This is a genomic window from Lysobacterales bacterium, from assembly GCA_016703225.1.
GTDB lineage: Bacteria > Pseudomonadota > Gammaproteobacteria > Xanthomonadales > Ahniellaceae > JADKHK01.
On sequence record JADJCM010000001.1, the window covers coordinates 206,025 to 230,629 of the forward strand.

General features: G+C 67.1%; 23 protein-coding genes. 10 read left to right on the forward strand and 13 right to left on the reverse strand.

The window, feature by feature from the left end; all coding sequences use genetic code 11:
- Window positions 1–515: 515 nt before the first annotated feature.
- Window positions 516–776: a DUF3297 family protein gene (locus IPG63_00865; GenBank protein ID MBK6725804.1), complete on the reverse strand. Its 261-nt coding sequence runs from the start codon at window positions 774–776 to the stop codon at window positions 516–518.
- A gap of 168 nt (window positions 777–944) precedes the next feature.
- On the opposite strand from IPG63_00865, the gene dsbD reads away from it, so the two are divergent.
- Window positions 945–3,386, forward strand: coding sequence for a protein-disulfide reductase DsbD (gene dsbD / locus IPG63_00870; protein ID MBK6725805.1), 2,442 nt, complete (start codon window positions 945–947; stop codon window positions 3,384–3,386).
- Between the two features lie 57 nt (window positions 3,387–3,443).
- On the opposite strand, the gene IPG63_00875 is transcribed toward dsbD, so the two are convergent.
- The 11 genes from IPG63_00875 to lptD form a co-directional block, all read right to left on the reverse strand.
- Window positions 3,444–6,269, reverse strand: a complete 2,826-nt coding sequence (locus IPG63_00875) for a collagen-like protein (GenBank protein MBK6725806.1) — start codon at window positions 6,267–6,269, stop codon at window positions 3,444–3,446.
- A 386-nt stretch (window positions 6,270–6,655) separates the two neighbouring features.
- The gene (locus IPG63_00880) at window positions 6,656–6,973 is read right to left on the reverse strand and encodes a hypothetical protein (protein MBK6725807.1); all 318 of its coding nucleotides are present in this window, start codon (window positions 6,971–6,973) and stop codon (window positions 6,656–6,658) included.
- Between the two features lie 151 nt (window positions 6,974–7,124).
- Entirely contained in the window at window positions 7,125–7,454 is a 330-nt protein-coding gene (locus IPG63_00885) for a phosphotyrosine protein phosphatase (protein MBK6725808.1), read from the reverse strand.
- The gene (locus IPG63_00890) at window positions 7,451–7,945 is read right to left on the reverse strand and encodes an SET domain-containing protein-lysine N-methyltransferase (GenBank protein MBK6725809.1); all 495 of its coding nucleotides are present in this window, start codon (window positions 7,943–7,945) and stop codon (window positions 7,451–7,453) included. The genes IPG63_00885 and IPG63_00890 overlap by 4 nt, the downstream gene beginning before the upstream one ends.
- Window positions 7,942–9,036, reverse strand: coding sequence for a uroporphyrinogen decarboxylase (locus tag IPG63_00895; protein ID MBK6725810.1), 1,095 nt, complete (start codon window positions 9,034–9,036; stop codon window positions 7,942–7,944). Before IPG63_00895 ends, IPG63_00890 begins: the two co-directional genes overlap by 4 nt.
- A 5-nt stretch (window positions 9,037–9,041) precedes the next feature.
- Window positions 9,042–9,884 (reverse strand): hypothetical protein, encoded by an 843-nt coding sequence (locus tag IPG63_00900; protein ID MBK6725811.1) that lies wholly within the window; start codon window positions 9,882–9,884, stop codon window positions 9,042–9,044.
- Window position 9,885: 1 nt separating this feature from the next.
- Window positions 9,886–10,158, reverse strand: a complete 273-nt coding sequence (locus IPG63_00905; GenBank protein MBK6725812.1) for a WGR domain-containing protein — start codon at window positions 10,156–10,158, stop codon at window positions 9,886–9,888.
- Window positions 10,159–10,202: 44 nt separating this feature from the next.
- Complete coding sequence (rsmA, locus tag IPG63_00910) at window positions 10,203–10,979, reverse strand: 16S rRNA (adenine(1518)-N(6)/adenine(1519)-N(6))-dimethyltransferase RsmA (protein ID MBK6725813.1); 777 nt, start codon at window positions 10,977–10,979, stop codon at window positions 10,203–10,205.
- On the reverse strand, window positions 10,976–11,980 hold the full coding sequence (gene pdxA / locus IPG63_00915; GenBank protein ID MBK6725814.1) for a 4-hydroxythreonine-4-phosphate dehydrogenase PdxA: 1,005 nt from the start codon (window positions 11,978–11,980) through the stop codon (window positions 10,976–10,978). The genes rsmA and pdxA overlap by 4 nt, the downstream gene beginning before the upstream one ends.
- Before the next feature lie 9 nt (window positions 11,981–11,989).
- Window positions 11,990–13,279 (reverse strand): peptidylprolyl isomerase, encoded by a 1,290-nt coding sequence (locus tag IPG63_00920; protein MBK6725815.1) that lies wholly within the window; start codon window positions 13,277–13,279, stop codon window positions 11,990–11,992.
- A gap of 74 nt (window positions 13,280–13,353) precedes the next feature.
- Window positions 13,354–15,540, reverse strand: a complete 2,187-nt coding sequence (gene lptD / locus IPG63_00925; GenBank protein MBK6725816.1) for an LPS assembly protein LptD — start codon at window positions 15,538–15,540, stop codon at window positions 13,354–13,356.
- A gap of 75 nt (window positions 15,541–15,615) precedes the next feature.
- On the opposite strand from lptD, the gene msrB reads away from it, so the two are divergent.
- From msrB to IPG63_00960, 7 genes are all read left to right on the forward strand, one after another.
- Window positions 15,616–16,023 (forward strand): peptide-methionine (R)-S-oxide reductase MsrB, encoded by a 408-nt coding sequence (gene msrB, locus IPG63_00930; GenBank protein ID MBK6725817.1) that lies wholly within the window; start codon window positions 15,616–15,618, stop codon window positions 16,021–16,023.
- 65 nt (window positions 16,024–16,088) lie between these two features.
- On the forward strand, window positions 16,089–16,313 hold the full coding sequence (locus IPG63_00935; GenBank protein ID MBK6725818.1) for a DUF433 domain-containing protein: 225 nt from the start codon (window positions 16,089–16,091) through the stop codon (window positions 16,311–16,313).
- Window positions 16,303–16,617, forward strand: coding sequence for a DUF5615 family PIN-like protein (locus tag IPG63_00940; GenBank protein ID MBK6725819.1), 315 nt, complete (start codon window positions 16,303–16,305; stop codon window positions 16,615–16,617). The genes IPG63_00935 and IPG63_00940 overlap by 11 nt, the downstream gene beginning before the upstream one ends.
- Complete coding sequence (locus IPG63_00945) at window positions 16,614–16,841, forward strand: hypothetical protein (GenBank protein MBK6725820.1); 228 nt, start codon at window positions 16,614–16,616, stop codon at window positions 16,839–16,841. Before IPG63_00940 ends, IPG63_00945 begins: the two co-directional genes overlap by 4 nt.
- 80 nt (window positions 16,842–16,921) lie before the next feature.
- Entirely contained in the window at window positions 16,922–17,395 is a 474-nt protein-coding gene (locus IPG63_00950) for a hypothetical protein (GenBank protein ID MBK6725821.1), read from the forward strand.
- Window positions 17,396–17,597: 202 nt separating this feature from the next.
- A complete protein-coding gene (locus IPG63_00955; protein MBK6725822.1) occupies window positions 17,598–18,161 on the forward strand; it encodes an RNA polymerase subunit sigma-70 in 564 nt (187 codons plus the stop codon).
- A gap of 23 nt (window positions 18,162–18,184) precedes the next feature.
- A complete protein-coding gene (locus IPG63_00960) occupies window positions 18,185–20,878 on the forward strand; it encodes a serine/threonine protein kinase (GenBank protein MBK6725823.1) in 2,694 nt (897 codons plus the stop codon).
- Here IPG63_00960 and IPG63_00965 read toward each other — a convergent pair.
- Window positions 20,851–21,897: a hypothetical protein gene (locus IPG63_00965; GenBank protein MBK6725824.1), complete on the reverse strand. Its 1,047-nt coding sequence runs from the start codon at window positions 21,895–21,897 to the stop codon at window positions 20,851–20,853. The genes IPG63_00960 and IPG63_00965 overlap by 28 nt on opposite strands.
- 33 nt (window positions 21,898–21,930) lie before the next feature.
- Between IPG63_00965 and IPG63_00970 the strand changes: the two genes are divergently transcribed.
- Together IPG63_00970 and IPG63_00975 are read left to right on the forward strand one after the other, a co-directional pair.
- Window positions 21,931–23,250: a right-handed parallel beta-helix repeat-containing protein gene (locus IPG63_00970; GenBank protein ID MBK6725825.1), complete on the forward strand. Its 1,320-nt coding sequence runs from the start codon at window positions 21,931–21,933 to the stop codon at window positions 23,248–23,250.
- Window positions 23,251–23,604: 354 nt separating this feature from the next.
- Entirely contained in the window at window positions 23,605–24,465 is an 861-nt protein-coding gene (locus IPG63_00975; protein ID MBK6725826.1) for a hypothetical protein, read from the forward strand.
- The last annotated feature ends 140 nt before the right edge of the window (window positions 24,466–24,605 follow it).

Here is a 24,605-nt window from a genome sequence, read left to right on the forward strand (position 1 = left end):
TGCCGCCTGCCCCGGAAAGCACCGTTGGCTGGTTCGGGTCACCGGTGGCGCTACTGCAGTCAGTGAATCCACCCTGGATGACCAGCGTGTCGTTCTGCGCCACCAGCGCTTGCGCGGTGTAGGTGCGGTTGCGCGCCACGTTGATGACATCCAGACCGTTGCCGTTGTCGAGTCCGGCGTTGATGGCGGCCTGCACGCTGGCGTGCGTGCACGCAGCACCCGAGCCCACGGTGAATACATCGGCATGGGCACCGGGGCCATGCAACATCAGTCCGCAAAAACACCAAAGCAGGGCACGCATGCAGTCATTCCGTCGCTGGGGGATGACTGCAAGAGCGCGATGTGGCGAGCGATCGCGACATCAGTTGCGGAGAAGAAACACATCGTCCAGCGCATGTCGCGGAAGCCGGCAAAACAGCGCTGCAATTGCAACGCGCCGGCGCCGGATCCGTTCTGCGGACGATGTCGTCGAGAAGCGCTAACGCCCTGCACGCATTGGTGCGGGCGACAACGGGCTATTCGTCGGTCGCGGCAGCGGCTTCGGTCTTGAAGTAGGGCTCGACCGGACCCGGATGCTTGAAGGTGATCGGGTTGCCGCGGCGGTCGAGAGTGCGGCCGGCGGCGACGCGGACCCAGCCTTCGCTGACGCAGTATTCCTCGACGTCGTTGCGCTCGACGCCCTTGAAGCGGATGCCGATGCCGCGTGCCAGAACCGCCTCGTCATAGAACGGGCTGCGCGGGTTGACGGAGAGGCGATCGGGTGGCGTGTCGGACATGGCGTGCTCGGGTCGTCGATGGAATCGGGACGCGAAGGGTAGCGGCTCGCGCCGGCGGCGCGAACTTGTACCGCGGCCGGCGGTCCGAAGCGCCATCGATCCGGCGCTTTCACGGCCTGCAAGCGGCTGCCAAGATTGCCGGTCTCAATTCCTCACTGGAACCCGCCGATGAACACCTGGCTGCACTGGCCGCGAATCCTGTTGACCCTGCTCGCGCTGACCGGTGCCGGTGCACCAGTGTGCGCGATCGCCGAGAAGGACCTGCTGGCGGTCGACGATGCCTTCCGGCTCGAAGCCGAAGCGGTGGCCAAGAACCGCGTCGAATTCCGCTGGAAGATCGCGCCCGGCTACTACCTGTACAAGGAGCGCATCAAGGTGGCGCTGGCCGATTCCGGCAGCTTCGCCGCCAACCCGCTGCAATTGCCGGCCGGGGAAGTCAAGGAAGACCAGTTCTTCGGGCGCATGGAGACCTACCGCGGCAGCGCCACCGCCACCCTGTCCGGCACCGCCGCCGCTGGCGTCGAGCTGTTGCGCTTCAAGGTCAGCTACCAAGGCTGCGCCGATGCCGGTGTCTGCTATCCGCCGCAGCGCAAGGAAGTGGTGGTGTCGCTGCCGGACCCGGCGCGCACCGTGGCGGCGAAAACCGCGGTCGAAGACCCGACGTCGACTGCTCCCATGAACGCGCCGGCGCCGACCCCGGCGGATGCACCGGTCACTGCGATGCCGCTGGTACTTCCGGGGACTGCCGCGCCTGTGGTCGCCAGCGCCCCGGTCGTTTCCGCTCCGGCGCCACTCAGCCTGCCCGGAACCGCCGCACCAAGCGAAGGTGTGGACGCGCTGCCACTGCCCGAGGAAGAAGCGTTCCAGGTCGAGACGATCGCGCTCAGCGGCACCGAGCTGCTGGCGCGCTTCAGCATGCCCAAGGACTACTACCTGTACCGCAACAAGACCGGCTTCATCCTCGAAGACCCCAAGGTCGGCGATCTCGGCGCGCCGCGCTGGCCGGCGAGCCGCAGCTTCGATGACCCGGAGTTCGGTCGGGTCGAGGTCTACTTCGATCTGGTCGAGATTCCGATCACCCTCGCGCGCAAGGATGGCGCCGCGCGAGACATCGACCTGCGCGTAAACCTGCAGGGCTGCCAGCTCGACGGCATCTGCTATCCGCCGATGACGCGCATCCTGACCGTATCGCTGCCGGCTGCCAGCGCTGCCGAACTTGCCGCCGCACGCGCCGCGATCGCACCCGCCGGAACCCCGGAATTGCGCGCGACCGACGCCGCGCCGGCCCCGGCCGAGGGCAGCGCCGACTTCTTCGCCGACAGCCTGCGCGGCGGCAATCGCGCCTTCGCGATGCTGGTGTTCCTGCTGGGCGGCATCGGGCTGGCGTTCACGCCCTGCGTGTTCCCGATGGTACCGATCCTGTCCGGCATCGTCGCCGGCGCCGGCGCCGGCGACAATCTCAGCACGCGCCGCGCCTTCGTGCTCTCGCTGGTCTACGTGCTCGCCTCGGCGCTGGTGTTCACCATCGTCGGCGTGATCGCCGGGCTCGCCAGCCAGAACCTGCAGGCGCTGTTCCAGAAGCCGTGGATCCTGAGCAGCTTCGCGCTCGTGTTCGTGGCGCTGGCACTGTCGATGTTCGGCTTCTACGACCTGCAGTTGCCGAGCCGCTGGCAAACGAAACTGACGACGGCCAGCAACCGGGTCGAAGGCGGTTCGCTGACCGGGGTCGCGATCATGGGCGTGCTCTCGGCGCTGATCGTCGGGCCCTGCTCGGGCCCGCTGCTGGCCGGTGCGGTGGTGTACATTTCGCAGACTCGCGACCCGATCTTCGGTGGCCTCGCGCTGTTCTCGCTCGGGCTCGGCATGGGCCTGCCGCTGCTCGCGTTCGGTACCGGCGCCGGCCACTGGATGCCTCGCGCCGGGCGCTGGATGGAACTGGTCAAGGTCGCGTTCGGCGTCGCCTTCCTGTGGCTTGCGATCTGGATGCTGGAGCGCATCCTGGCGCCGGGCTGGGTGATGTTCCTGGCCGGCATCCTGCTGGTCGGCAAGGGCGTGCACCTGCACGCGCTCGAGCGGTTGCCGGAGAACCCGACGGGCTGGCAGAAAACCTGGAAGGCGATCGGCCTGATCTTCGTGATCCTTGGCGTGCTGCAGTTCATCGGCATGGCTTCAGGCGCGCGCGACTGGTCGCGCCCGCTCGAGAACCTGGGCGGTTCGCGTGCGGCGTCCGGTGCCGACAGCGGCGAACTGCGCTTCAGCAAAGCCGGCTCGAACGAGGCGCTGGATGCCGCCATCGCGGCGGCGACTGCCAGCGGCAAGCCGGTGTTGTTCGACTTCTATGCCGACTGGTGCATCGAGTGCAAACGCATGGAGCGCAGCACCTTCCGCGACACCGCGGTGATCGCCGCAGTAGAAGGATTCGTGCTGATCAAGGCCGACGTGACCGAGCAGTCGGAAGCGCACGTCGCGCTGCAGCAGCGCTTCGGCATCATCGGCCCACCGGCGACACTGTTCTTCGACGTCGCCGGCAAGGAATTGCGCGGCGAACGTCTGATCGGCTACGAAGACGCGCCGGCATTCGCGGCACGACTGCGGCGGGCGGGTTCCTGATCCGCGCCCCACGCACCGACTGTGCCGGCGGCAACGTCGCCGCCGGCACAGCCTCGCCTACTCCTGGACCCGGACCGACCAGGTCACGCTGATCGCGAGCGGCGTGCCGGTTCCGGATTCCTGCACCAGCACCGCGAGCGCATCTCCTGCGGCGATCGTCACCGAGTTGGTGGTATCGGAGCAACTGGTCGCCGTTTCCGAGAGGGTGCAGGTCAGCGCTGTGCTGGCGTTGTTCAGACGCAAGGTGACGGTGTAGGACTGCGTGCCACCGCCGTTGTCGGGCCCATTATTCGCTCGGAGACGGAACTGCGACAGCGTGCCCGCGATCGGCGAGGGCAAAGCGACCTTGTTCTCACTGCTCGTGCTTGACTCACCCACGCCAACATAAGTCGTCGCATTGTTTCCGGTTGCAACATTGAAGTAGGAACTGCCGAGCAACAACGCAGCGGTGTGTCCCGACAAGCCCGTCGCGCCCTGCGGCCCGGTGGCACCTGCTGGACCCGTCGCACCATCGGCGCCCGCAGGACCCGGGGCGCCATCGGCACCAGCGGGACCTGCCGAACCGGTCAACCCGATCGGACCTTGCGGACCCGTCGCGCCATCCAGTCCATTTGCACCAGCGGGACCGGTTGCGCCGTCCAAGCCATTCGCGCCGGCAGGACCGGTCGCGCCAGCGGGACCGGTCAGGCCAATCGGACCTTGCGGGCCAGTCGCGCCGTCCGAGCCATTCGCGCCGACAGGACCGGTCAAGCCGATCGGGCCCTGCGGGCCAGTCGCGCCATCCAAGCCATTCGCGCCGGCAGGACCGGTCGCGCCAGCGGGACCGGTCAGGCCAATCGGACCCTGCGGACCGGTCGCACCATCCAAGCCATTCGCGCCGGCAGGACCGGTCGCGCCAGCAGGACCGGTCAGGCCAATCGGACCCTGCGGACCGGTCGCACCATCCAAGCCATTCGCGCCGGCAGGACCGGTCGCGCCAGCGGGACCGGTCAGGCCAATCGGACCCTGCGGGCCAGTCGCGCCATCCAAGCCATTCGCGCCGGCAGGACCGGTTGCGCCAGCGGGACCGGTCAGGCCAACCGGACCTTGCGGGCCAGTCGCGCCGTCCAAACCATTCGCACCGGCAGGACCGGTCGCGCCAGCAGGACCGGTCAGGCCAATCGGACCCTGCGGACCCGTCGCGCCGTCCAAACCATTCGCACCGGCAGGACCGGTCAGGCCAATCGGACCCTGCGGACCGGTCGCACCATCCACGCCATTCGCGCCGGCAGGACCGGTCGCGCCAGCAGGGCCGGTCAGGCCAATCGGACCCTGCGGGCCAGTCGCGCCATCCAAGCCATTCGCGCCGGCAGGACCGGTCAGGCCAATCGGACCTTGCGGACCGGTCGCACCATCCAAGCCATTCGCGCCGGCAGGACCGGTCAAGCCGATTGGGCCCTGCGGACCGGTCGCACCATCCAAGCCATTCGCGCCGGCAGGACCGGTCGCGCCAATCGGACCCTGCGGACCCGTCGCGCCGTCCAAACCATTCGCACCGGCAGGACCGGTCAAGCCAGCAGGACCGGTCAGGCCAATCGGACCCTGCGGACCCGTCGCGCCGTCCAAACCATTCGCGCCGACAGGACCGGTCAAGCCGATCGGGCCCTGCGGGCCAGTCGCACCATCCAAGCCATTCGCGCCGGCAGGACCGGTCGCGCCAGCAGGACCGGTCAGGCCAATCGGACCCTGCGGACCGGTCGCGCCATCGGCACCGGCCGGACCAGTCAACCCAATCGGACCTTGCGGACCCGTCGCACCATCGGCGCCTGCCGGACCAGTCAACCCAATCGGGCCTTGCGGACCCGTCGCGCCATCGGCGCCTGCCGGACCGGTCAAGCCGATCGGGCCTTGCGGACCCGTCGCGCCATCGGCGCCTGCCGGACCGGTCGCGCCTTCGGCACCGGCCGGACCAGTCAACCCAATCGGGCCTTGCGGACCCGTCGCGCCGTCGGCGCCTGCCGGACCGGTCAAGCCGATCGGTCCCTGCGGACCCGTCGCGCCATCGGCACCCGCCGGACCGGTCGCTCCATCGGCACCCGCTGGGCCCGTCAAGCCAATCGGACCCTGGGGACCCGTCGCGCCATCGGCGCCTGCCGGACCGGTCGCGCCATCGGCACCGGCCGGACCAGTCAACCCAATCGGGCCTTGCGGACCCGTCGCGCCGTCGGCGCCTGCCGGACCAGCAGGACCCGCCGGACCGGTCGCACCGTCAGCACCTGCCGGACCGGTCAACCCGATCGGGCCTTGCGGACCCGTCGCACCATCGGCGCCTGCCGGACCGGTCAACCCGATCGGGCCTTGCGGACCCGTCGCACCATCGGCGCCTGCCGAACCAGTCAACCCAATCGGGCCTTGCGGACCCGTCGCACCATCGGCGCCTGCCGAACCAGTCAACCCAATCGGGCCTTGCGGACCCGTTGCGCCATCGGCACCTGCCGGACCGGTCAACCCGATCGGACCTTGCGGACCGGTCGCGCCATCGGCACCCGCCGGACCGGTCAAGCCGATTGGACCCTGGGGACCCGTCGCGCCGTCGGCGCCGTTCGCACCCGTCGGGCCGATCGGACCCTGCGGACCCGTCGCGCCCGCGGGACCAGCGGGACCAGTCGCACCATCGGCGCCATTCGCACCAGCGGGACCCGTCAACCCGATTGGCCCCTGCGCGCCCGTTGCGCCGTCGGCGCCGGCCGGACCCGTCAGGCCGATCGGACCCTGGGCACCCGTGGCGCCGTCGGCGCCGGTCGGACCGACGGGTCCTTGCGGCCCGGTTGGGCCGGTTGGGCCGGTCGGGCCGGTCGGGCCGGTCGGGCCCTGCGGTCCTTGGGGTCCCGGCGTGCCGGTCATGGCCCATTGCGCGACTGGCGCCGTGGAAATCGGCTGGCGCGGCAGCGTGGTGCCCTCCACCGTCACTTGCAGGTACATCTGGGTACCGACGAATGCTCCCGGGAACGCCAGGTTCACGGTGAATACGCCGTTGACCACCGGGTAGTCGTTCTCGACCACGGTGGTACCCACTTGGGTGCCGCCGCTGGCCTGATCCCAGAGGGAAAAGGTCAAGTCGAAGTTGCCGCTGGCAGTGGCCCCGGCCTGCTCCAGCTTGCCCTGGTAGACGAAGTCCGGGAGTTGCACCGCTGCCGGGGCCGACATCGCCGAACCCGCCCACATCGCCGCCAGGGCAGCCGCCATGGCCAGCCGAAGAGTCGTTCGCTTGATCATCGCAGTGCCCTCGTTCATTCGAATCCGTCCGCAAAAATGTTGCCCGATGGGGGCAAGGTGTTGGCAAGCGTTGCCGGGAATCCGGCCGTGAGTCGGTAAGCGCCGGCGCTGGTCGTGCCCATCACCGGTTCCGCAACCGTGCTGATCACCCGATACGAACCGGCGCTGGTGATCGCCCCGCCACCGGCGACGGTGCCGTTGCGAACGTCGTAGCCCCCGGCATGGGCCAAACCCCAGGTCAGGCCGACCGACAGCAAGCCAATACCGCCAAGGCGCGCGCGCAGCGTTCGCTTCGGCCACCGCACCGGGAACCAGAGCTGTTCTCGTCTCATTACGTATTCATCCGTATTGACTGCGGTCCGGACGCGGACCCTGGATGACCGTATCGCACGAACTGCGCCACGGATCACGCTGTCGATGTGATCGAATGCAACTTCCGAGGGGAGCGCAAACGGCGCCGACGAGCGGTGCCGGTGAGCGGCGCTAACGCGCCATCAGGTGCGGCGGCACCTTGCGCTGGAGCAACGCGACCAGTTCCGGTTGCAGCAAGGCGAATTCGTCCGGAATGTTCAAGCAGACGATGCGCTGGCCGGTGAGTGCTTCGCAAAAGCGCCGTCGCAGCTTGTCGCGATGCATCGGCTCCATGACGAAGATCAGCTCGGCCCAGCGCACCAACTCCGGCGTCAGCGCCACGTCGGCGTCGTGATCGGTACCCGCCGAAGCCGTTTCCACGCCCGGCCAGGTCGCGAATACCTGCTCTGCGGTCGGGCTGCGCAGCCGGTTGCGGCTGCAGACGAACAGCACGCGTTTCAACGCGACTTCTTCACCGGCTTGCGCGGCTTGGGCTTGAGCATGGTGCCGGAACAGGTCTTGGCGCCACAGCGGCAGGCCCAGGCCGCCTTGAGCTCGCGGGTGTAGGGCTCGTCAAGCACGATGCCGTAGTCGTAGGTGAGTTCCTCACCCCTGTCGATGGCGCGGCGCGCCTCGATGACAACGCGATCGTGCTTGGGGTTGCCGTCTTCGGCGTCGATCTTCCAGGCGCGGCAATTCGGGTCGCAACTGTGGTTGATCCAGCGCGCGTCGTTGCCGTCCTGGTTGCCGTCGATCACGTAGTCATCGTTCAGCGTGAACAAAAAGGTGTGGCCGGTGATCGAGCTGCCGCCATAGCGGTGGTCGGCACGCGCATGCGTCAGGCGCTTGCCGGCGTATTCGATGATCTCCTGGCCCTCGCTGATGTTGGCGATGGCGAACACGCCGTTGCCGTGGATGGCGGAGTTGCGCATTTCGATCAGGGGTTTGCTCATCGGGAATTTCCACGCGCCGCGAACAGCAGGGCGCTCTCGTTGTGCACGGCTTCGATCAGCGCGCGCAAGTGTTCGGGATTGATCGTCGGATGGATGCCGTGACCGAGATTGAACACATGGCCGGGCTGCGCGCCGAAGCTGTGCACCGCCTTGCGCGCTTCGGCGCGGATGGCGTCGATGCCGGCATAGAGCACGATCGGATCGACATTGCCCTGCAGCGCGACGCGATCGCCGACGCGACGCCGCGCCTCGTCGAGCGTGATCGTCCAGTCCAGCCCGAGCGCATCGGCACCCGCGTCGGCCATCGCCTCGAGTTGGCCCATCGCCCCCTTCGAATACAGGATCAGCGGCACGCGCGCGTCGCCTTCGCCACGCTTCAGCGAGGCCGCGATCTGCGCCATGTAGCGCAGCGAGAACTCGCGGTAGTGATCGGCCGACAAGGCGCCGCCCCAGGTATCGAAGATCATCAGCGTCTGCGCGCCGGCATCGAGCTGCGCCTGCAGATAGGCGCTGACACTCTGCGCGAGCACGTCGAGCAGGCGATGCGCGGCCGCGGGTTCGTTCCACAGCAGGGCCTTGGCGCGTTCGAAGTGTTCCGAACCGCCGCCTTCGATCATGTAGCAGGCCAGCGTCCACGGGCTGCCGGAGAAACCGATCAGCGGCACGCGCCCCTGCAGCTCGCGGCGAATCAGCGTGACCGCATCGGTGACATAACGCAGCGACGGGTCGATGCGCGGCACGGTGAGCGCGTCGATCTCGGCGACGCTGCGCAGCGGGCGCGCGAAACGCGGTCCCTCGCCCTCGGCGAACGACAGCCCGAGACCCATCGCATCCGGCACCGTGAGGATGTCGGAGAACAGGATCGCGGCATCGAGCGGGAAACGCGCAAGCGGTTGCAGGGTCACTTCGCAGGCGAGTTCGGGCGACTGGCACAGGGACATGAACGAACCGGCGCGCGCACGTGTCGCGCGATATTCCGGCAGGTAGCGGCCGGCCTGGCGCATGATCCACACCGGCGTGCGGTCCACCGGCTGGCGTTTGAGCGCGCGCAGAAAACGATCGTTCGCCAGCGGCGCGAATCCGTTCGACATGAGACTCAGAGTCCTTGCGTGATTTCGGTCTGGAGCGCACCGATGCGCCGCGGCCATTGTGCGGAGAGCCCAGCCACCTTCGGCAATGCGGCCTGGGCGGCACGCGCGGCGTTCGCGTCGGCGAAGGCGCCATGCGCCAGCAGCCAGGTCGGCCCATTCGTGCCGCGCACGCGCAACACGTAGCAACTGGCGGGATCGAGATCGAGATCGGCGACCAGACGCGCGAACTCGGAATTGGTCGCGGCATAGGCCAATTGCAGCGTGAAGGCCGTCGCCGGAAGACGCGCGAAAGCACTGGCGTCGCCGAGCGGCAGTGCCGCGGCACTCGGTCCGGATACCAATGCGGCGCGACCGGCCTCGGCGCTGATCGAGGCGTCCAAGCCGTCCTGCACAACCGGCGTCGGCGCGGCGGGCGCAACCGCTTCGACCGGCGCGGTCTCCATCGCAGGCGCGGGCTCAGTCGCGGGATCTGCGGCTTCCGCGGCGACCACCGCCTCCGCGGCCGTAGCCGGCTCCCGCGATGGCTTCTCGATCGGCGCGTAAGGCGTCCTCCGCATCGGGTCGGCGAGGAAGAACGGCGGTGCCGGCGCCTCCTCGGACTCGGCTTCGGACTGGACTTCGGGCTCGGCCTCGGCAGCAGCATCGGGCGCGATCTCCGCTTCGGACTGCGGCTCGAGTGGCTGGTAGTTCCTGGGCGGAGCGGTCTCGGTGCCGCAGTCCCAACCATCGCCACCCGCCGCGGGCACGCAAACATGCTGCACGCCGGGCTGGAACACGCCCTCGTCCTTGCGCTCGTCTTCGGCATCGGCAACGCCGGCAATGCACAGCGCGAGTGCGAGCGCGCTCATCCTAAGGTTCATAACGCGACCCCGCTGGCGCCTCGATGCCCTGGCAAAACATGACCTGGAAGCCCTTGCGCAACTGCTGGTCGCGTACGCCCATCATCGCGTTCTCGGCGACGTCACGCTGCTCGTAGAACTCGCGCTTCATCGAGGCGCGGCCGCCGGTCTGGCCCCACTCGCGCAGCAGCGACCAGCCGCCCAGCAGGTCCTGCTGCAGGATCAGGTGGTAATAGCGCGGCGACTCGTTCGGCACCGACTGGGTTTGCATGAAGATACGCATGGGTGCAGAGTTTAGCGGGAACCTTGCGTGCGCCGCGTGTGAAATCAGGTCGCGGCGAGCTTCAGCCAGTCGGCCACCGCGATCGCTTCGGCGCGCGCGCCGGGGTCGATGCCGGCGGCCTGCAACTGATCGATGGTGGCGACCTCGTCGAGGGCATTGCGCAGGGTCTTGCGGCGTTGCGAGAAACCGTGCCGCACCAGCAACTGCAGGCGGGCACGGTCGTGCGACGGAATTTCCGCCGCGGTTTTCGGCGTCAGGCGCACGATCGCCGAATCGACCTTCGGCGCCGGCGTGAATGCGCCCGGAGGCACCGTGAACAGCGGCTCGACCCGGCAATACGCCTGCAGCATCACGCTCAGGCGCCCGTAGACCTTGTTGCCATGGCCCGCGGCCATGCGCTCGACCACTTCCTTCTGCAGCATGAAGTGCATGTCGCGGATCACCGCGGCATGGTCGAGCGCGTGGAACAGGATCGGCGAGGAGATGTTGTAGGGCAGGTTGCCGACCAGACGGATCATGCCGCCGGCCGCGAGCGCGGTGAAATCGACGGTGAGCACGTCGGCTTCGACGATGCGCAACTCGCCATGCTTCGGCGCCTCGGCGTGCAGACGCGGGATCAGGTCGCGGTCGATCTCGATCGCGGTCAGGGTCTGGATGCGATCAAGCAGCGGCCAGGTCAGCGCGCCTTGGCCAGGGCCGATCTCGATGATGCGCTCGCCCGGCTGCGGATCAATCGCACGCAAGATGCGCTCGATGATGCCGCGCTCGTGCAGAAAATTCTGGCCGAAGCGCTTGCGTGCGATATGCGGGCTGTCGTTCATGCCGGCATGCTCGCACGCCGGCGCGCGACCAGTTCGATCGCCAGTGCCGTGGCCGCGAACAGACTGCCGGCATCGGCCACGCCACAACCGGCAAGGTCGAGCGCGGTGCCGTGATCGACCGAGGTGCGGATGTAGGGCAGGCCCAGCGTGATGTTCACGGCGTGGCCGAAGCCGGCGTGCTTGAGCACCGGCAGGCCCTGGTCGTGATACATCGCGAGCACGGCGTCGCAGTGCGCGAGTTCGCGCGGCAGGAAGGCGGTGTCCGCCGGCAACGGCCCGCGCAGGACCATGCCCTCGCTGCGCAGGCGTTCGAGCACCGGCGCGATGACATCGAGTTCCTCGCGTCCGAGATGCCCGCCCTCACCGGCGTGCGGATTGAGCCCGAGCACGGTGATGCGTGGCGCGGCGAACGCGAACTTGTCGCCCAGGTCGGCGTGCAGGATGCGGATCGTGCGCTCCAGGCGATCGGCGCGGATCGCATCGGGCACGGCGCGCAGCGGCAGATGCGTGGTCGCGAGCGCCACGCGCAGCTCGCCCGCGACCAGCATCATCACCACGTCGCAAGCGACGCGATCGGCGAAGAACTCGGTGTGCCCGCTGAAGGCAAAGCCGGCGTCGTTGAGCACCGACTTCTGCACCGGCGCGGTCACGATCGCATCGAAACGCCTCTGCTCGGCGCCCTCGGCGGCGGCGCGCAGCGTCTCGATCACCGTTCCGGCATTGGCAAGATCGAGGCGACCGAAGTGCACCGGCCGCGCGGTCGGCACCGCCTGAACCCACAGCCGGCCCGGCGCATGCGCCACCGCTGGCGCGCCGCCATCGAACGCCTGCAGCAGCAGGGGGATATCCAGCGCATCGGCGGCTTGCAGCAGCACCGTCGGATCGGCGATCGCGACCAGCTGCGCCGGATGTGCCGCCTGCGCGAGACGCACCAACAACTCCGGGCCAATGCCGGCCGGCTCGCCGGCCGTCACCGCGATGCGTGCGACGGCGTCGGTCACCCGCGGGCCTCAGCCCGCCAGGCGGTTTTCGACGTAAGCCTCGGAACGCATCTGGCGCAGGAAGTTGTCGTACTCCTCCTCGGCCTTGCGATCGACCAGGGTCTCGCGCGCCTTGGCCCGGCGCGTTTCGACGGTGCGGTCGACCTCATGTTTGCCGATGCGCTCGAGGATGTGCCAGCCGAGATCGGTGCGGAAGGGTTGCGACAGCTCGCCGTCCTTGAGCGTGCCCATGTGGTTCGCGACGGCACTGCCGTAGTCGCCGACCTGGAACCAGCCGAGATCACCGCCGAGGTTTCCGGTGGTCTTGTCGTCGGAATACTGCTTGGCCAGCTCGGCGAAGTCGGCGCCCTCGACGATGCGCTTGCGCAGCGCATCAATGCGTTCGCGTGCCTTGTCCTCGCTCAGCAATTCGCTCGGCTTGATCACCAGATGGCGAGCCTTGTACTCCGTCACCATCACCTTGGCGGTGGCGCGCGTATCGGCCAGGTGCAGCATGTGGAAGCCGTTCGGGCCGCGCAGCGGTTGCGATACTTCGCCCTTGGTCATGGCCGCGACGATGTCGGTGAACGCGGTCGGAATCTGGTCGTAGCTGCGCCAGCCGAGGTCGCCACCCTCGAGCGCCTGCTGGCCCTCGGAATAGCGGATCGCGGCGTCGGCGAACGAGAGCCCGGCTTCGATCTCGGCACGCACCTTGGCCGCCTTGACCCGTGCCGCCTCGACCTGCGCGGCGGTAGGCGACTCCGGCAAACCGATCAGCAGGTGCGACAGGCGCACCTCGCCGGCCTTGGCCGCATCGCTGGACAGGAAGATGTCGACCTCGGTGTCGGTCACCGCGACGCGCGACTGCACGAAGCGCGCGCGCAGCCGCTGCACCAGCAATTCCTCGCGCAAGGTGGTGCGGAATTCCTCGAAACTGAAGCCGTCGCGCAGCAACGACTGACGCAGCTGCGCCGCATCGATGCCGTTCTGGGCAGCGATGCGTTGCACCGCGGTATCCACTTCGGTGTCGGCGATGACGATGCCGGTGGCATCGGCGCGCGCGATCTGCAGACGTTGCGTGATCAGCCGCTCCAGCACCTGCTTGCGCACCACGTCCTCGGGCGGCAGTTCGCCGCCGCGGCTGCGGTACTGCTTGAGGATGCTATCGGTGGCGCGATCCAACTCGCTTTGCAAGATCACGTCTTCATCGACGATGGCGACGATGCGGTCGAGGCGTTCACTGGGAAGGGCTTGAGCACGCAGGGTGATCGGGCCAACAGCGGAGAACACCAGGGCGGTGGCGAGAAGCAGTCGTTTCATCGGGTTCGCAGACTCACGGAGAAAGGGGTTCAGCCTTGCAGGATGCGGCTGGCGTGGCGCTGAACAACGCGCTGTTAACGAAGCCCGAGCATAGCACGCGACAGGAAATCCTCGGTCCGCCTGCCCAGTGAACCGAGCCCCTTGAGCTCCAGTTCCAGCATCAGTCCGGTGTTCAATTCGCCCTCGAAATTGCGCACGTAGCGCCGCGCCAGCAAGCGCACCGCGAAGCAGCAGGAATCGTATTCGACGCCACCGAAGGCCTCGAGCAGCTGATCGTCGCGCAGGCTCTGGTTCCAGCGCGTGATCAGGCGCCAGCGCTCGTTCAACGGGATCAGGCCGGCGACATCGACCTGCTCCAGTTGGCCACGCCGATAGCGATGCGCGAGACGCAGCAGGCCGCGATCGCTGTAGCGCCAGTTCGCGCTGGCGTAGCCGAGCTCGGTGTTGCGCTCGTGGTCATCCCACTGTCCGCCGACGGCGAAGCTCAGGTGATCGCCGGCGATCCACTCGACCTCCGCAGCCCAGTCCGAACCGCTGCGTTCTTCGAACGTCTGGTTCGGCAGCAGCACGCGCGGCGACTCGAAGTAGTGCACCTGGCCGAGGCTCAGGCGCAGGCGGTCACGGCCGGAGCCATCGATGACGCGCGAGGTCAGCGCCAGCGTCGCCTGCTGCGCGTCGCCCTGACGATCGGCGCCGGTGAAGCGGTTGTCGCGAAACAGCGAGGCGAAACTGAAGGTCAGGTCCTGGGTATCGAACAGCGGCAGATCGGACTGGTCCTCATAGGGCACGCGCAGCGCATACAGTCGCGGCTCCAGCGTCTGCAACCAGCCGCCGTCGCCAAACTGCAAGGGGCGCTCGAAGAACAGCCCGGCATCGAGGCTGGCAATGGCCACGCCGCGCGTCGGCGCACGTTCCTGGTCGCGGTCAAGCGCGTAGCTGGTGTAGCGATAGCCGAGCTGCGGGCGCACGAACCAGGCGGCGGATTCCAGCGGCCAGGCGACCTGCGGGTAGAGATCAAGACGGTCGCCACCGAGCGCGTCCTCCTTGTGGAAGCGCACCCATTCCGAGGCCAGCGCGAACTGCGGGCCACGCAGGTTGGGGCTGCGCATCTCGAACTGTCCGCGCGGCAGGCGCCGATAGGGTTCGACCTCGGGCGTCAGGCGCGGGTCGGTGACCTGCTGGCGATCGCCACCGAAGCTCGCGTTCCACCACGCGCCACGACCGCGCAGGTAGGCGTGCGAGGGCAGCAGGCTGGTGGCGACCGCAGTCAGCGAGTTACCGAAGTCCTCGAAGTAGCGCTGGTCGGAAACGTCGTGCAGGCTGGCATCGAGGAACCAGTGCGTGCCGATGCTGCCCTGGTGCGTCCAGTCGAAGGCGCTGCGGGTTTCGCCGTTGCGCTGATCGCTGCCCAGCCACGAAGCCTGCAGCTCACCGCGCTGGGTCGCGCCCAGATAGCGGAACTCGCCGCCCAGCATCGCACCGCGGTCGCGGATGAAACGCGGCAAAAGGGTGGCGTCGTAGTTCGGCGCCAGGTTCAGGTAATAGGGCACGATCAGGTCGTAACCGGCGTCGTTCGAGTTGCCGAGAGAAGGCAGCAGCAAGCCGCTCTGGCGGCGGTCGTCGATCGGAAAGCGCGCGTAAGGCAGGTACATCACCGGCACATCACCAAGACGCAGCGTGACCTGGCGCGCGCGCCCCACGCCGGTCTCCTGGTCGAGGTCGATGCGCCCGGCGCGCAGTTGCCAAGCCGGATGCTCGGGGTCGCAACTGGTGAAGGCGGCGGTGTCGAGTCGGGTCTTGCCATCGGCCGCCAGCGTGGCCTGGTCGGCGCGACCATTACCACGCCCATCGCGCAGCTGGAACTGCATGCCGGTCAAGTCGCTGGCGCCCTCTTCGCGCCAGGTCGCGGTTTCCGCGCGCGCCAGCAGGCCCTCGCTCTGGAAGCGCATCGGTCCCGGGCTCCGCATCACGCCCTCACCCGCGTGGTAGTCGAAGCGTTCGCTCCACAGCCATTGGTCGGCGCGGTTCACCACCACGTCGCCCTCCAGCCGATATTGATCTTCGCCGAGCACGCGCACGCTCGCCGCCCCGACCTCGGTATCGGCCAGCGCGCGCTGCGCCGGCGTGAACGCGGCCGCGTCGGCGGCGACGAACAGCGGCGCTACGCAAGACGGGCATGGCGTCGCCAGCGGGCAATCGGCGGCGGTGGCCAGCGGCGCGGTAACGAGCATCAGCGGAACTATGAGAACGACGCGGCGCATACGAATCCGGCGGGAAAGACGCGTAAGCTTGCCAGCGCCGAGCCGGTCTGGGCAATGAACACGGAGGAACGCATGATGAACGACCCCGGCCAGACACCCCAATCCGACGCGGAATGGCGCGCCCGCCTCGATCCTCAACAATATGCCGTGTGCCGCTGCTCGGCCACCGAAGCGCCGTTCAGTGGCAAGTACTGGGACCACCATGAAAATGGCGTCTACCACTGCATTGGCTGCGGCGCGGCGCTGTTCGATGCCGCGGCCAAGTTCGACTCCGGCAGCGGCTGGCCGAGCTACTTCCAGCCGATGTCGAACGCGGCGCTGACCACGATCGAGGACGACAGCCACGGCATGCGCCGCGTTGAAGTGCGCTGCGCGAGTTGCGACTCCCACCTCGGCCACGTGTTCCCGGATGGCCCGCGCCCGACCGGGCTGCGCTACTGCATCAACTCCGCCGCCCTCGACTTCAAACCGCGTGGAGGCTGACTCCGAAGCGCGCGCTCTGGCGTTGCGCCCGTCTATACTGCACCTGCAGCAAGGAGCCACAAACCATGGTTTCACTCTCCGGCGTCACCCATCGTCACCCGGACATTCTTGGCGGCACCCCGGTGTTTGTCGGTACCCGCGTCCCAGTGCGCTCGCTTTTCGATTACCTCGAAGGAGGCGATACGCTGGAAGAGTTCCTGCATCAGTTTCCATCGGTCAAACGCGAACAGGCCATTGCGGTGCTGAATGCCGCTTTCGAGAGGGTCGCTGCGGATGCGGTTGCTGCTTGACGAGAACTTCCCAGTCGACTTCGCAAAGCTTCTGGTCGGCCATGACGTCTTGACGGTTCACGGCCTGGGCTGGTCTGGAGCAAGAAACGGCGAACTGCTTCGTCGTGCCCATACCGCATGCGAGGTCTTCGTCACGCTCGACCGCAATCTTGAGTTTCAGCAACACATCAAGGTGTTGCCTTTCGGCGTTGTCGTCGTGCGCTCCGTCTCCAACCGCATGGCGCATCTTGTTCCGCACATTGGCAGCATCCTTGAAGCGGTATCCCGAGTGGCTCCAGGCACTGTCGAGAAAGCCGGCGCATGAAAGTCGGTGACAAGGTCCGAGTACTCACCATTCCCGATTGGCTTCTGCGAGACATTCCGGAGCGTGAGCGTGGCACGCTGACTGCTCAGCTCGGCAAGGTGGTCGAAATTCGGGGAATTCAGGGCGAGAAGCATCTCTGGTTGGCCTTTGCCGATGGCAGCGAGGGCTTCGCACTTGAGCGCGGAGACATCGCGCTGATCCAGGCGGGCGCGCACGGTGCCTGACAACGCAGTGATTGCCCGCAGGAGCAGGACGCGCAATGACCACTGAATTGGTGCATCGAGTCGAACTGCCGGCGCAGGCGTTGTTGCAGCGTTACCTTCGGGATGGGCATTACGCGGATTGCTACGTAGTCGACTTGACCGAGGTGGTGTCGCAGGCGGAGTTCATCGAGGCATTTTACACGACGCCGTTGTTCAAGCTGGAGCGTGCCGTCCTGGCCGCCGCCGCGGGCAAGCCATCGACCGATGACGAGGCGCGCGCCTTGGCGCGCGGCGAACGCGATGCCTTCGCCGCCTGGACGGTCGAGGACCGCAGCGATACGCAGCTGCTGCTCGCCGACTTCATGGGCCGCACTCGTTCCTGGCTGATGGCCGAAGCCGACGGCCGCGGCGGCACCCGCCTGTACTTCGGATCGGCGATCGTTCTCAAACGCGACCGCGACACTGGTCGAACCAGCATCGGCACCGGCTTCGGCCTGATGCTGGGCTTCCACAAGCTCTATTCGCGCGCCCTGCTCGCCGCGGCGCGATCGCGCCTGCGGCACAAACTTCCCTGATCCCTGGGCACCTGCGGCTTTGCCGCGGCGAAGCTTAAACGGTACCGTTTCTGTCCCATATTGGTCCCGGCCGCCATGCTGCGCGTTGCCAAACTCACCGACTACGCCACCGCCGCTTGCCGGCGCAGCGCGAAAAAACCAACTGATCGCCACCCAACGCACCGGCTAGACTAGGAGCCATCTCCGGCAGTGGCGGCGCGACATGAGCACCGGCAATTCCTTCACCACACTGATGCAGGCAGCGCAGGCCGGCGATGCGGGCGCCGAGGCGCGCCTGTACGCGTTGGTCTACGACGAACTCAAGCGCATCGCGCGCGGACAGATCCGCCGCGTCGGCGGCGCGCTGACGGTAAACGCCAGCACATTGGTGCATGAGGCCTACCTCAAGTTCGCCGGTGGTGGCGAGCGCCAGTTGGCCGGCAGCCGGCATTTCCTCAATGTGTTGGCGCAGGCAATGCGCCAGATCCTGCTCGACATCGGCAGACGCCGCGCCAGCGAGAAGCGCGGCGGCGACCAGCGCCGCACCGACCTCAGCGAGGAGATCGAACTCGACGGCATGGCCATCGAGGAAGCGCTGGCGATCGACGCGGCGCTGCGCAGTTTGCGCGCGATCGACCCCGAACTTGCCCAGGTGGTCGACTGGCACTTCTTCGCCGGCCGCTCGTTCATCGAGATCGCGGCAACGCTGGATCTCAATGAACGCACCATCCGTCGCCGCTGGGAGGCTGCGCGCGCCTACCTAGCGTCGGTGATGCAGTCGGGCTGAGGTCGATGGATCCCACTCGCTGGGTGCGTCTGCGCCCCTTGCTGGAACAGGCATTGGACTTCGAGGACCCGGTTGCGCGGGCAGCCTTTGTCGCTGGTATCAGCGGTGAGCACGACGATTTGCGCAGCGAACTCGCGGCGCTGGTGGCCGCGCATGCGCAAGCGCCGGCAATGCAATCGCCGGTGGCCGCGCTGGCGCAGCAGGTAGTCTCTGCGGATGAGGCCGAGGCGTGCGCCGATGGCGGACGCGTCGGCCAGCAGGTCGACAATTACCGTTTGCTGCGTCTGCTCGGTTCCGGCGGCATGGGTGCGGTGTACCTCGCCGAGCGCACCGAAGGTGGCTTCCGCCAGCATGTGGCACTGAAGCTGGTGCGCAGCCAAGTACAAGGCGGCAGCGTGCGACTGCGTTTCGCGCATGAGCGTCAGATCCTGGCGCAGCTCAAGCACCCAAACATCGCAGCACTGCTCGACGGCGGTGAGACTACCGACGGCGCGGCGTACTTCACCATGGAGTACGTCGATGGTGATTCGATCACCGAACATTGCCGCGAGCGCGGCCTCGGCGTCGCCGCACGTCTGCAATTGCTGGCGCGAGTCGGCGCCGCGCTTGCCTACGCCCACCGCAATCTGGTGGTGCATCGCGATATCAAGCCGAACAACGTGCTCGTTGATCGCGAGGGCCAGGTGAAGCTGCTCGATTTTGGCATCGCCAAGCTGCTGCTGGAGGCGCCCGGGGCCGGTCTCACACAGCATCTCGCGCCTGGGCCGATGACACCCGAGTACGCCGCACCCGAGCAATTCCGCGGTGGCCACATCACCGCCGCCACCGATGTCTACCAGTTCGGCGTGCTGATGTTCCGCCTGCTCAGCGGCCGACTGCCGTACCGCGCCGACATCCGCGATGCCGCCGCCTGGGCGCACGCGGTGACTGCCGAAGAACCGCTGCGGCTGGCGCAGGCACTGGACACCCGTCGTACCGGCGAGAGCACCAGTGGTCAACGCCACGAGCGCATCATCAGTTCGGTGGAGCCTGGCGACTATCGGCGCTTGCGACGCGCGTTGCGCGGCGACCTCGAGGCGATCGTGCGCAAGGCGCTGGCGAAATCGGCGGACGACCGCTATGTGTCGATGGATGCGCTGGTCGCGGACCTCGAAGCGGTGTCCGACGGCCGTCCGGTCAGCGCGCAGCGGTCGAGCGCCCTCTACCACCTCAGTCGCTTCGTGCAGCGCCGGCGCTGGCTGGTCGGCGCTTTCAGCGTGCTGCTGCTGGCGCTCGCCGCCAGCGCCGGCTTCGCCATCGAGCGCGCCCAGCGTGCGCAGCAGGCCGCAGCAGCGGCGACCGCCGCGGCCGACCAGGCGCGACGCGAAGCGGCGCGCGCGCGCGCCATGCAGGAGTTCATCGGCGAACTGTTCCAGGTGGACGACCCCGGCATCAACCGGGGTGAGCAACTGAGCGCGAACGTGATGCTGGAGAACGCCGTGCGGCGCCTCGCCAGCGCCGAGTTCGCCGACTCCGAGGTGCGCGCCGACCTCGAGATGCTCCTCGGACGCACTTATGTCGGAATCGGCGAAATGCGCCGCGCGCACGCGCGCTTCGAGGCCGCGCTGGAAGCAATGCGCCGAGCACCCGCCGCCACGCCCCTGCAATTGGGACAGGCACTGGAGCGCAGCGCGTGGACCGCATCGCGCACCGGACAGTCGCCATTGGTCGACCAACGCCTACGCGAGGCACGCGCGTTGGCGATCCCGCTGGACGCGGCGAGTTTTCCTTATCACCTCGATCTGCTGACCACCATTGGCATGCTGGAGCGCGACCGCGGCGCCAGCGAGGACGCCGAGCGCACGCTGAGCGCAGCGTTGCAACTGGCGCGGCGCTTCGAACCAACGACCGGGAGTGATCGCCTGGTATCGGCACTGATCCGCCACGGCTGGGTGCTCTCCGATCTCGCGCGTTATGCCGAGGCGGAGCAGGCGATCGAGGCAGCGCGCGCGATGGCGGCTGGGCTGTTCGGCGACGGCGATCTGCGCACCGTCACCGCGGTGCAGGCGCTGGGCTGGCTGCATATCTCGATGGGCCGACTTGACACCGCAGCGGAAAACCTGGAGACCGCACGCATACGGATCAAGGCACTGGTCGGCGAGCGCAGCATGCGCTACGCCGGAAACGCGCATAACCGCGGCCTGCTGTACGCGGCGCGCGGCGATCATCGGAGCGCGCTCGCTGCCTTCCGCGAATCTGCGGAGATCGCCGCGGAAGTCGCCGGTCCGGAATCGCCGGAACGCGGATGGGCGCTGACCAATGTCGGCTGGACCGAGGCGCGCCTGGGCGAGTATGCGGCAGCGCTGCAGACCTTCACCGTGAACGAACAGGTCTGGCGCGCCACCGTGCCGCCGGAGAGCCCGCTGTGGCCGGCGCATCACTACTCGATGGCGCGCGCGCTGTTCGGCCTGCGAGACCTGAAACAGGCCGGTACACGCATCGAGCGCTCGGTGACGCGCTATCGCCAACTCGGCGACGGCGAACGCTTCGGTCTGGTGCGCTCGCTGCTGCTGCAGGCGGCGATCCTGAGCGCCAACGGCGACCGCGCGGCGCCGCTGATCGCCGCCGAGGCCGCCGTGTTGCGCGCGGCACTGCCCGAGCAGGCCGCAGCGCTGCGCGAGATCGACGCCGATATCGCGCGGATCGGCACCTACTCGAAGCCATCGCGGAAGAACTGATCCAACTCGTGGGCGCCAAGGTCGATGCCGCCGACAACGCGCGCATCGCCCTTGATGTCCACTGTGCCGACGCCGCCGATCGCCGCGGCGGTGCCGACGTTGAGCAGCGGCGAAGTGCTGGCAAGACGCAAGGAGATGGGGTCCGCGAAGTCGGGCTCCAGCGCCAGGTTGTCGATGCTCAGGGGCGATGGCGTGCCACCCATTTGCTCGATGTCGTTGGCGATCAGGATGTCATCGCTGTTCGCTGTGAAGTCCTTCTGCGAACCGCTGGTGTTGTAGTAAAAGATGTTGTTGCTGAGGAATGGCGTGCCGTACACGAAGCCCACTGCCGCCCAGCCATAACCGACTTGGGAGGCGACGTTGAACGCCACCGTGTTGTTGACGAGAAAGATGCTGTGGGCGTTCGGCGTGCTGAGCAACATCGCCGCCGTGGCGACCGCGTGGTTGCCGGTGAACACCGAGTTGCGCACAGTGATGTCGGCACGCGCGCTGATGTACAGCGCGGCAGCGTCGGTGTCTGAACTGTTGCCGCTGAAGATCACGCGCTCGATGGTTACCGCACCGGTGTGCTCAAAATCGGTCCATATGGTCAGCCCGGCGGTATCCGTTCCCGCCAGTCGCTTGCCGTTGCGGATGCTCAGGTTGCGCACGCTGATATCGGCGAGCCCGCTACCGCCCACGATTCTTAGTACCGGGCGCTCGTCGAGACCATCGAGCACGCTCAGGCTGGCATCGTTGGTGAGCATGTTGCAGGGCCCGAATACACTCAACCAGCCGCCCTCGATGAGCAGATCCTCGCCGTCCTGCACGAAGGTCTGCAGGCTGGATTGGGTGATGTTGAACGTCCCCTGCGCCAGGCGGATGGTGTCGTCAACGCCATTGCCGTCGGCATCAGCGAGCGCATTGCGCAATTCGCTGGTGTTGTTGACGCAGTAGATGGCAGCGTCGGCGCTGGCGCCGGCCAGCGCGGAAGCAAGGGTGAGTGCCGACAACAGGGTGGTGCGAGCGGGACGGCGCATGACGATCTCCTCAGGGCAGGCGCACAGCGAAGGGTGCGCTTGCCCCACTCTTACGAGACCGCACGCCAAAACCGGACAGGGGTTTTCCGAAGCTCCAATACGGCACTTTGTTGCTCCACCAACTCGGTTCGGAGCGCGAGGCTCGACCTGACGTCGATGTCGGGTTGTCCGCTCGATCGGAGAAACTTCGTAAGAGAAAGTCAGGCACGTCATTTCGGCACGCCACCGACCGCGGAGTTCGCCGTGAATCGTCTTTCCCCTCGCCCTCTCACGGATGCTTGCCATTCCCACTCCCGAGCCCCCATTGCGAGCCTGATGCTGGGCACGGCGGCCGTGCTGGCGGGCTCAGTGCTACCCGGCAACGCAACGGCAGCCGTCTACTGCGTCGAAACCCCCAGCCAATTGCGCATTGCGCTGGCCGCTACCGAGGGCAATGGCATTGACGACGCCATCCGCCTGACGAGCGCCAACTTCAGCGCCCAGGGGTCAGCCTTCCATGCCTTTGTCGCTGCCGGCGAAAGCCTGACCATCGAAGGCGGCTGGCAGAATGTATTCGGCCCCTGCGGCTTGATCACCAACGACGCCGGCCTGACCGAGCTCGGTGGCAACGGACTGAGCCAGGTGTTGGCCATCGAGGGCAGCAGCGGCAGTGGCAATATCAGCGTACGCAACCTCACCATCCGCAAGGGTTACCGCACGGCCTCGTCGGCTCTGGCAGCGGGTTTGAGCATCAATGCACTGCCGGCGCACACCGGGGACATCAGTGTCGAGCGCGTACGCTTCATTTCCAACCTGTCGAATGATCAGGGCGCAGGGCTCTACGTCTTTGGCAGATCCGACGTCAGCGTGCGCAACTCGGTGTTCTTCGGCAACGCGTCGACTGCCTACGCTACGGCGCTGTCGCTATACGCTGCTCAAACCATCCACTTCACCAACAACACGGTGAGCGGCAATCTCGCCGGCGAACCTGGAAGTTCGGAGGCAGCAGCCCATTTTGGTGCGCCCAACAGCGGCAACATTTACCTCAGCAACAACATCTTCCACGCCAACACCACCAGCGGACAAAGCGATCTGCATGCCGATCTTACGGACACCCTGATCGCCAACGACATCGAGTCCATGGCGGGCACGCCCTCGCCGCTCAGCATCGGCAATATCAGCGTCGACCCGGGCTTCATCGGCGGCGGCAACTTGCGCCTGCAGGACAATTCGCCGCTGATCGACTTCGGAGTCAACGCCGCGATCGGTGGCGTCGGAACCGTGGACATCGCCGGCTATCCGCGCATCAACGGCATCATCGACCTCGGCGCCTACGAATCGGCATCCCCGCTGCTGTACGACGGCTTCGAGTGAATTCTTCATCGTGGATTCGCGTCCCGCGACATGACGCTGATGCTGGAGTGTCCGCTCGATCGACGAAACTCCGTAGGAGATGGACAGGCAGACCATCTGGGCGCGCCACCGACCGCGGAGTTCGTCATGAATCGCCTTTTCCCTCGCCCTCTCACGGATGCTTGCCATTCCCGCTCCCGAGCCCCCATTGCGGGCCTGATGCTGGGCACGGTGGCCTTGCTGGCGGGCGCCGCGTTGCCCGGCACGGCAGCGGCTGCCGTCTAATGCGCCCATAACAGCGGAGAGTTCAAGGCTGCGCTGAACGCCGCAGGTGGCAATGGCGTTTCCGACACCATCCGTCTGACGCGCACCGAGATGAACACAAACGGGTCCCCGTTCCATGCCGTTGTCGATGTCGGCGAAAGCCTGATCATCGAAGGTGGCTGGCAGGATGCGTTCGGCCCCTGCGCCATGCTCACCAACGACGCCAGTCGGACGGTACTGAATGGCAACGGACTGAGCCATGTGTTGGCCATCCAAGGCAGCAGCGGCACCGGCAGCATCAAAGTGCGCAACCTCACCATTCGCGGCGGCTACCGATTCGATCCGGCACTTTGGGGGGCGGGACTCTACATTGTAGGAACGCAGCTCGGCGACATCAGCGTCGAGCGAGTGCGCTTCATCGACAACGTGTCAAATAGCGTTGGTGCCGGACTACACGTCTCCGGCGGGGGCGACGTCAGCGTGCTCAATTCGGTGTTCTTCGGCAATGTCTCGGGCTTAAATGCCGCAGCGATGCACATTTACAGCAATCAGAACATCTACGTCACCAACAACACGGTGAGCGGCAACTTCGCGAGCTTGCCAGGACTGGCGGCAGCCGCCAGTTTTCTCGCGCCAAGCACTTACCTCAGCAACAACATCTTCTACGCCAACACCGACCCCGGACAAAGCGACGTGTTTGCCGACTCAAGCGTGGCGCTGGTCCGCAATGACATCGAGATCCTGACGGGCTCGCCTTCGGTACTCAGCAACGGCAATACCAGCGTCGACCCGAGCTTCATCGGCGGCGGCGACTTGCGCCTGCAGGACGATTCGCCACTGGTCGATCTGGGCACCAACGCCGCGTTCGGTGGCGTCGGAACCCTGGACATCGCGGGCAGTCCGCGCATCAACGGCATCATCGACCTCGGCGCCTACGAATCGGCTCCCCTGATGTCCGACGGCTTCGAGTGAACTTGGCAAACGCGATGCTGGGTATCACTGCGTTCAACCCAGCCTACGGCGCTACGACTCCGCCTGACTGCGCCGCAACGATTGCATCGTTCACTTCCCAGTGGTGCGCACCGAGGCTGTCGCGGCGGGCGGTGGCGGCT

Coding starts and splice junctions, on each gene's coding strand:
- IPG63_00865 (MBK6725804.1), bottom strand. CDS start 776: ATGTCCGACACGCCACCCGATCGCCTCTCCGTCAACCCGCGCAGCCCG.
- dsbD (MBK6725805.1), top strand. CDS start 945: ATGAACACCTGGCTGCACTGGCCGCGAATCCTGTTGACCCTGCTCGCG.
- IPG63_00875 (MBK6725806.1), bottom strand. CDS start 6,269: ATGACCGGCACGCCGGGACCCCAAGGACCGCAGGGCCCGACCGGCCCG.
- IPG63_00880 (MBK6725807.1), bottom strand. CDS start 6,973: ATGAGACGAGAACAGCTCTGGTTCCCGGTGCGGTGGCCGAAGCGAACG.
- IPG63_00890 (MBK6725809.1), bottom strand. CDS start 7,945: ATGAGCAAACCCCTGATCGAAATGCGCAACTCCGCCATCCACGGCAAC.
- IPG63_00895 (MBK6725810.1), bottom strand. CDS start 9,036: ATGTCGAACGGATTCGCGCCGCTGGCGAACGATCGTTTTCTGCGCGCG.
- IPG63_00900 (MBK6725811.1), bottom strand. CDS start 9,884: ATGAGCGCGCTCGCACTCGCGCTGTGCATTGCCGGCGTTGCCGATGCC.
- IPG63_00905 (MBK6725812.1), bottom strand. CDS start 10,158: ATGCGTATCTTCATGCAAACCCAGTCGGTGCCGAACGAGTCGCCGCGC.
- rsmA (MBK6725813.1), bottom strand. CDS start 10,979: ATGAACGACAGCCCGCATATCGCACGCAAGCGCTTCGGCCAGAATTTT.
- IPG63_00920 (MBK6725815.1), bottom strand. CDS start 13,279: ATGAAACGACTGCTTCTCGCCACCGCCCTGGTGTTCTCCGCTGTTGGC.
- lptD (MBK6725816.1), bottom strand. CDS start 15,540: ATGCGCCGCGTCGTTCTCATAGTTCCGCTGATGCTCGTTACCGCGCCG.
- msrB (MBK6725817.1), top strand. CDS start 15,616: ATGAACGACCCCGGCCAGACACCCCAATCCGACGCGGAATGGCGCGCC.
- IPG63_00935 (MBK6725818.1), top strand. CDS start 16,089: ATGGTTTCACTCTCCGGCGTCACCCATCGTCACCCGGACATTCTTGGC.
- IPG63_00945 (MBK6725820.1), top strand. CDS start 16,614: ATGAAAGTCGGTGACAAGGTCCGAGTACTCACCATTCCCGATTGGCTT.
- IPG63_00955 (MBK6725822.1), top strand. CDS start 17,598: ATGAGCACCGGCAATTCCTTCACCACACTGATGCAGGCAGCGCAGGCC.
- IPG63_00965 (MBK6725824.1), bottom strand. CDS start 21,897: ATGCGCCGTCCCGCTCGCACCACCCTGTTGTCGGCACTCACCCTTGCT.
- IPG63_00975 (MBK6725826.1), top strand. CDS start 23,605: ATGAACACAAACGGGTCCCCGTTCCATGCCGTTGTCGATGTCGGCGAA.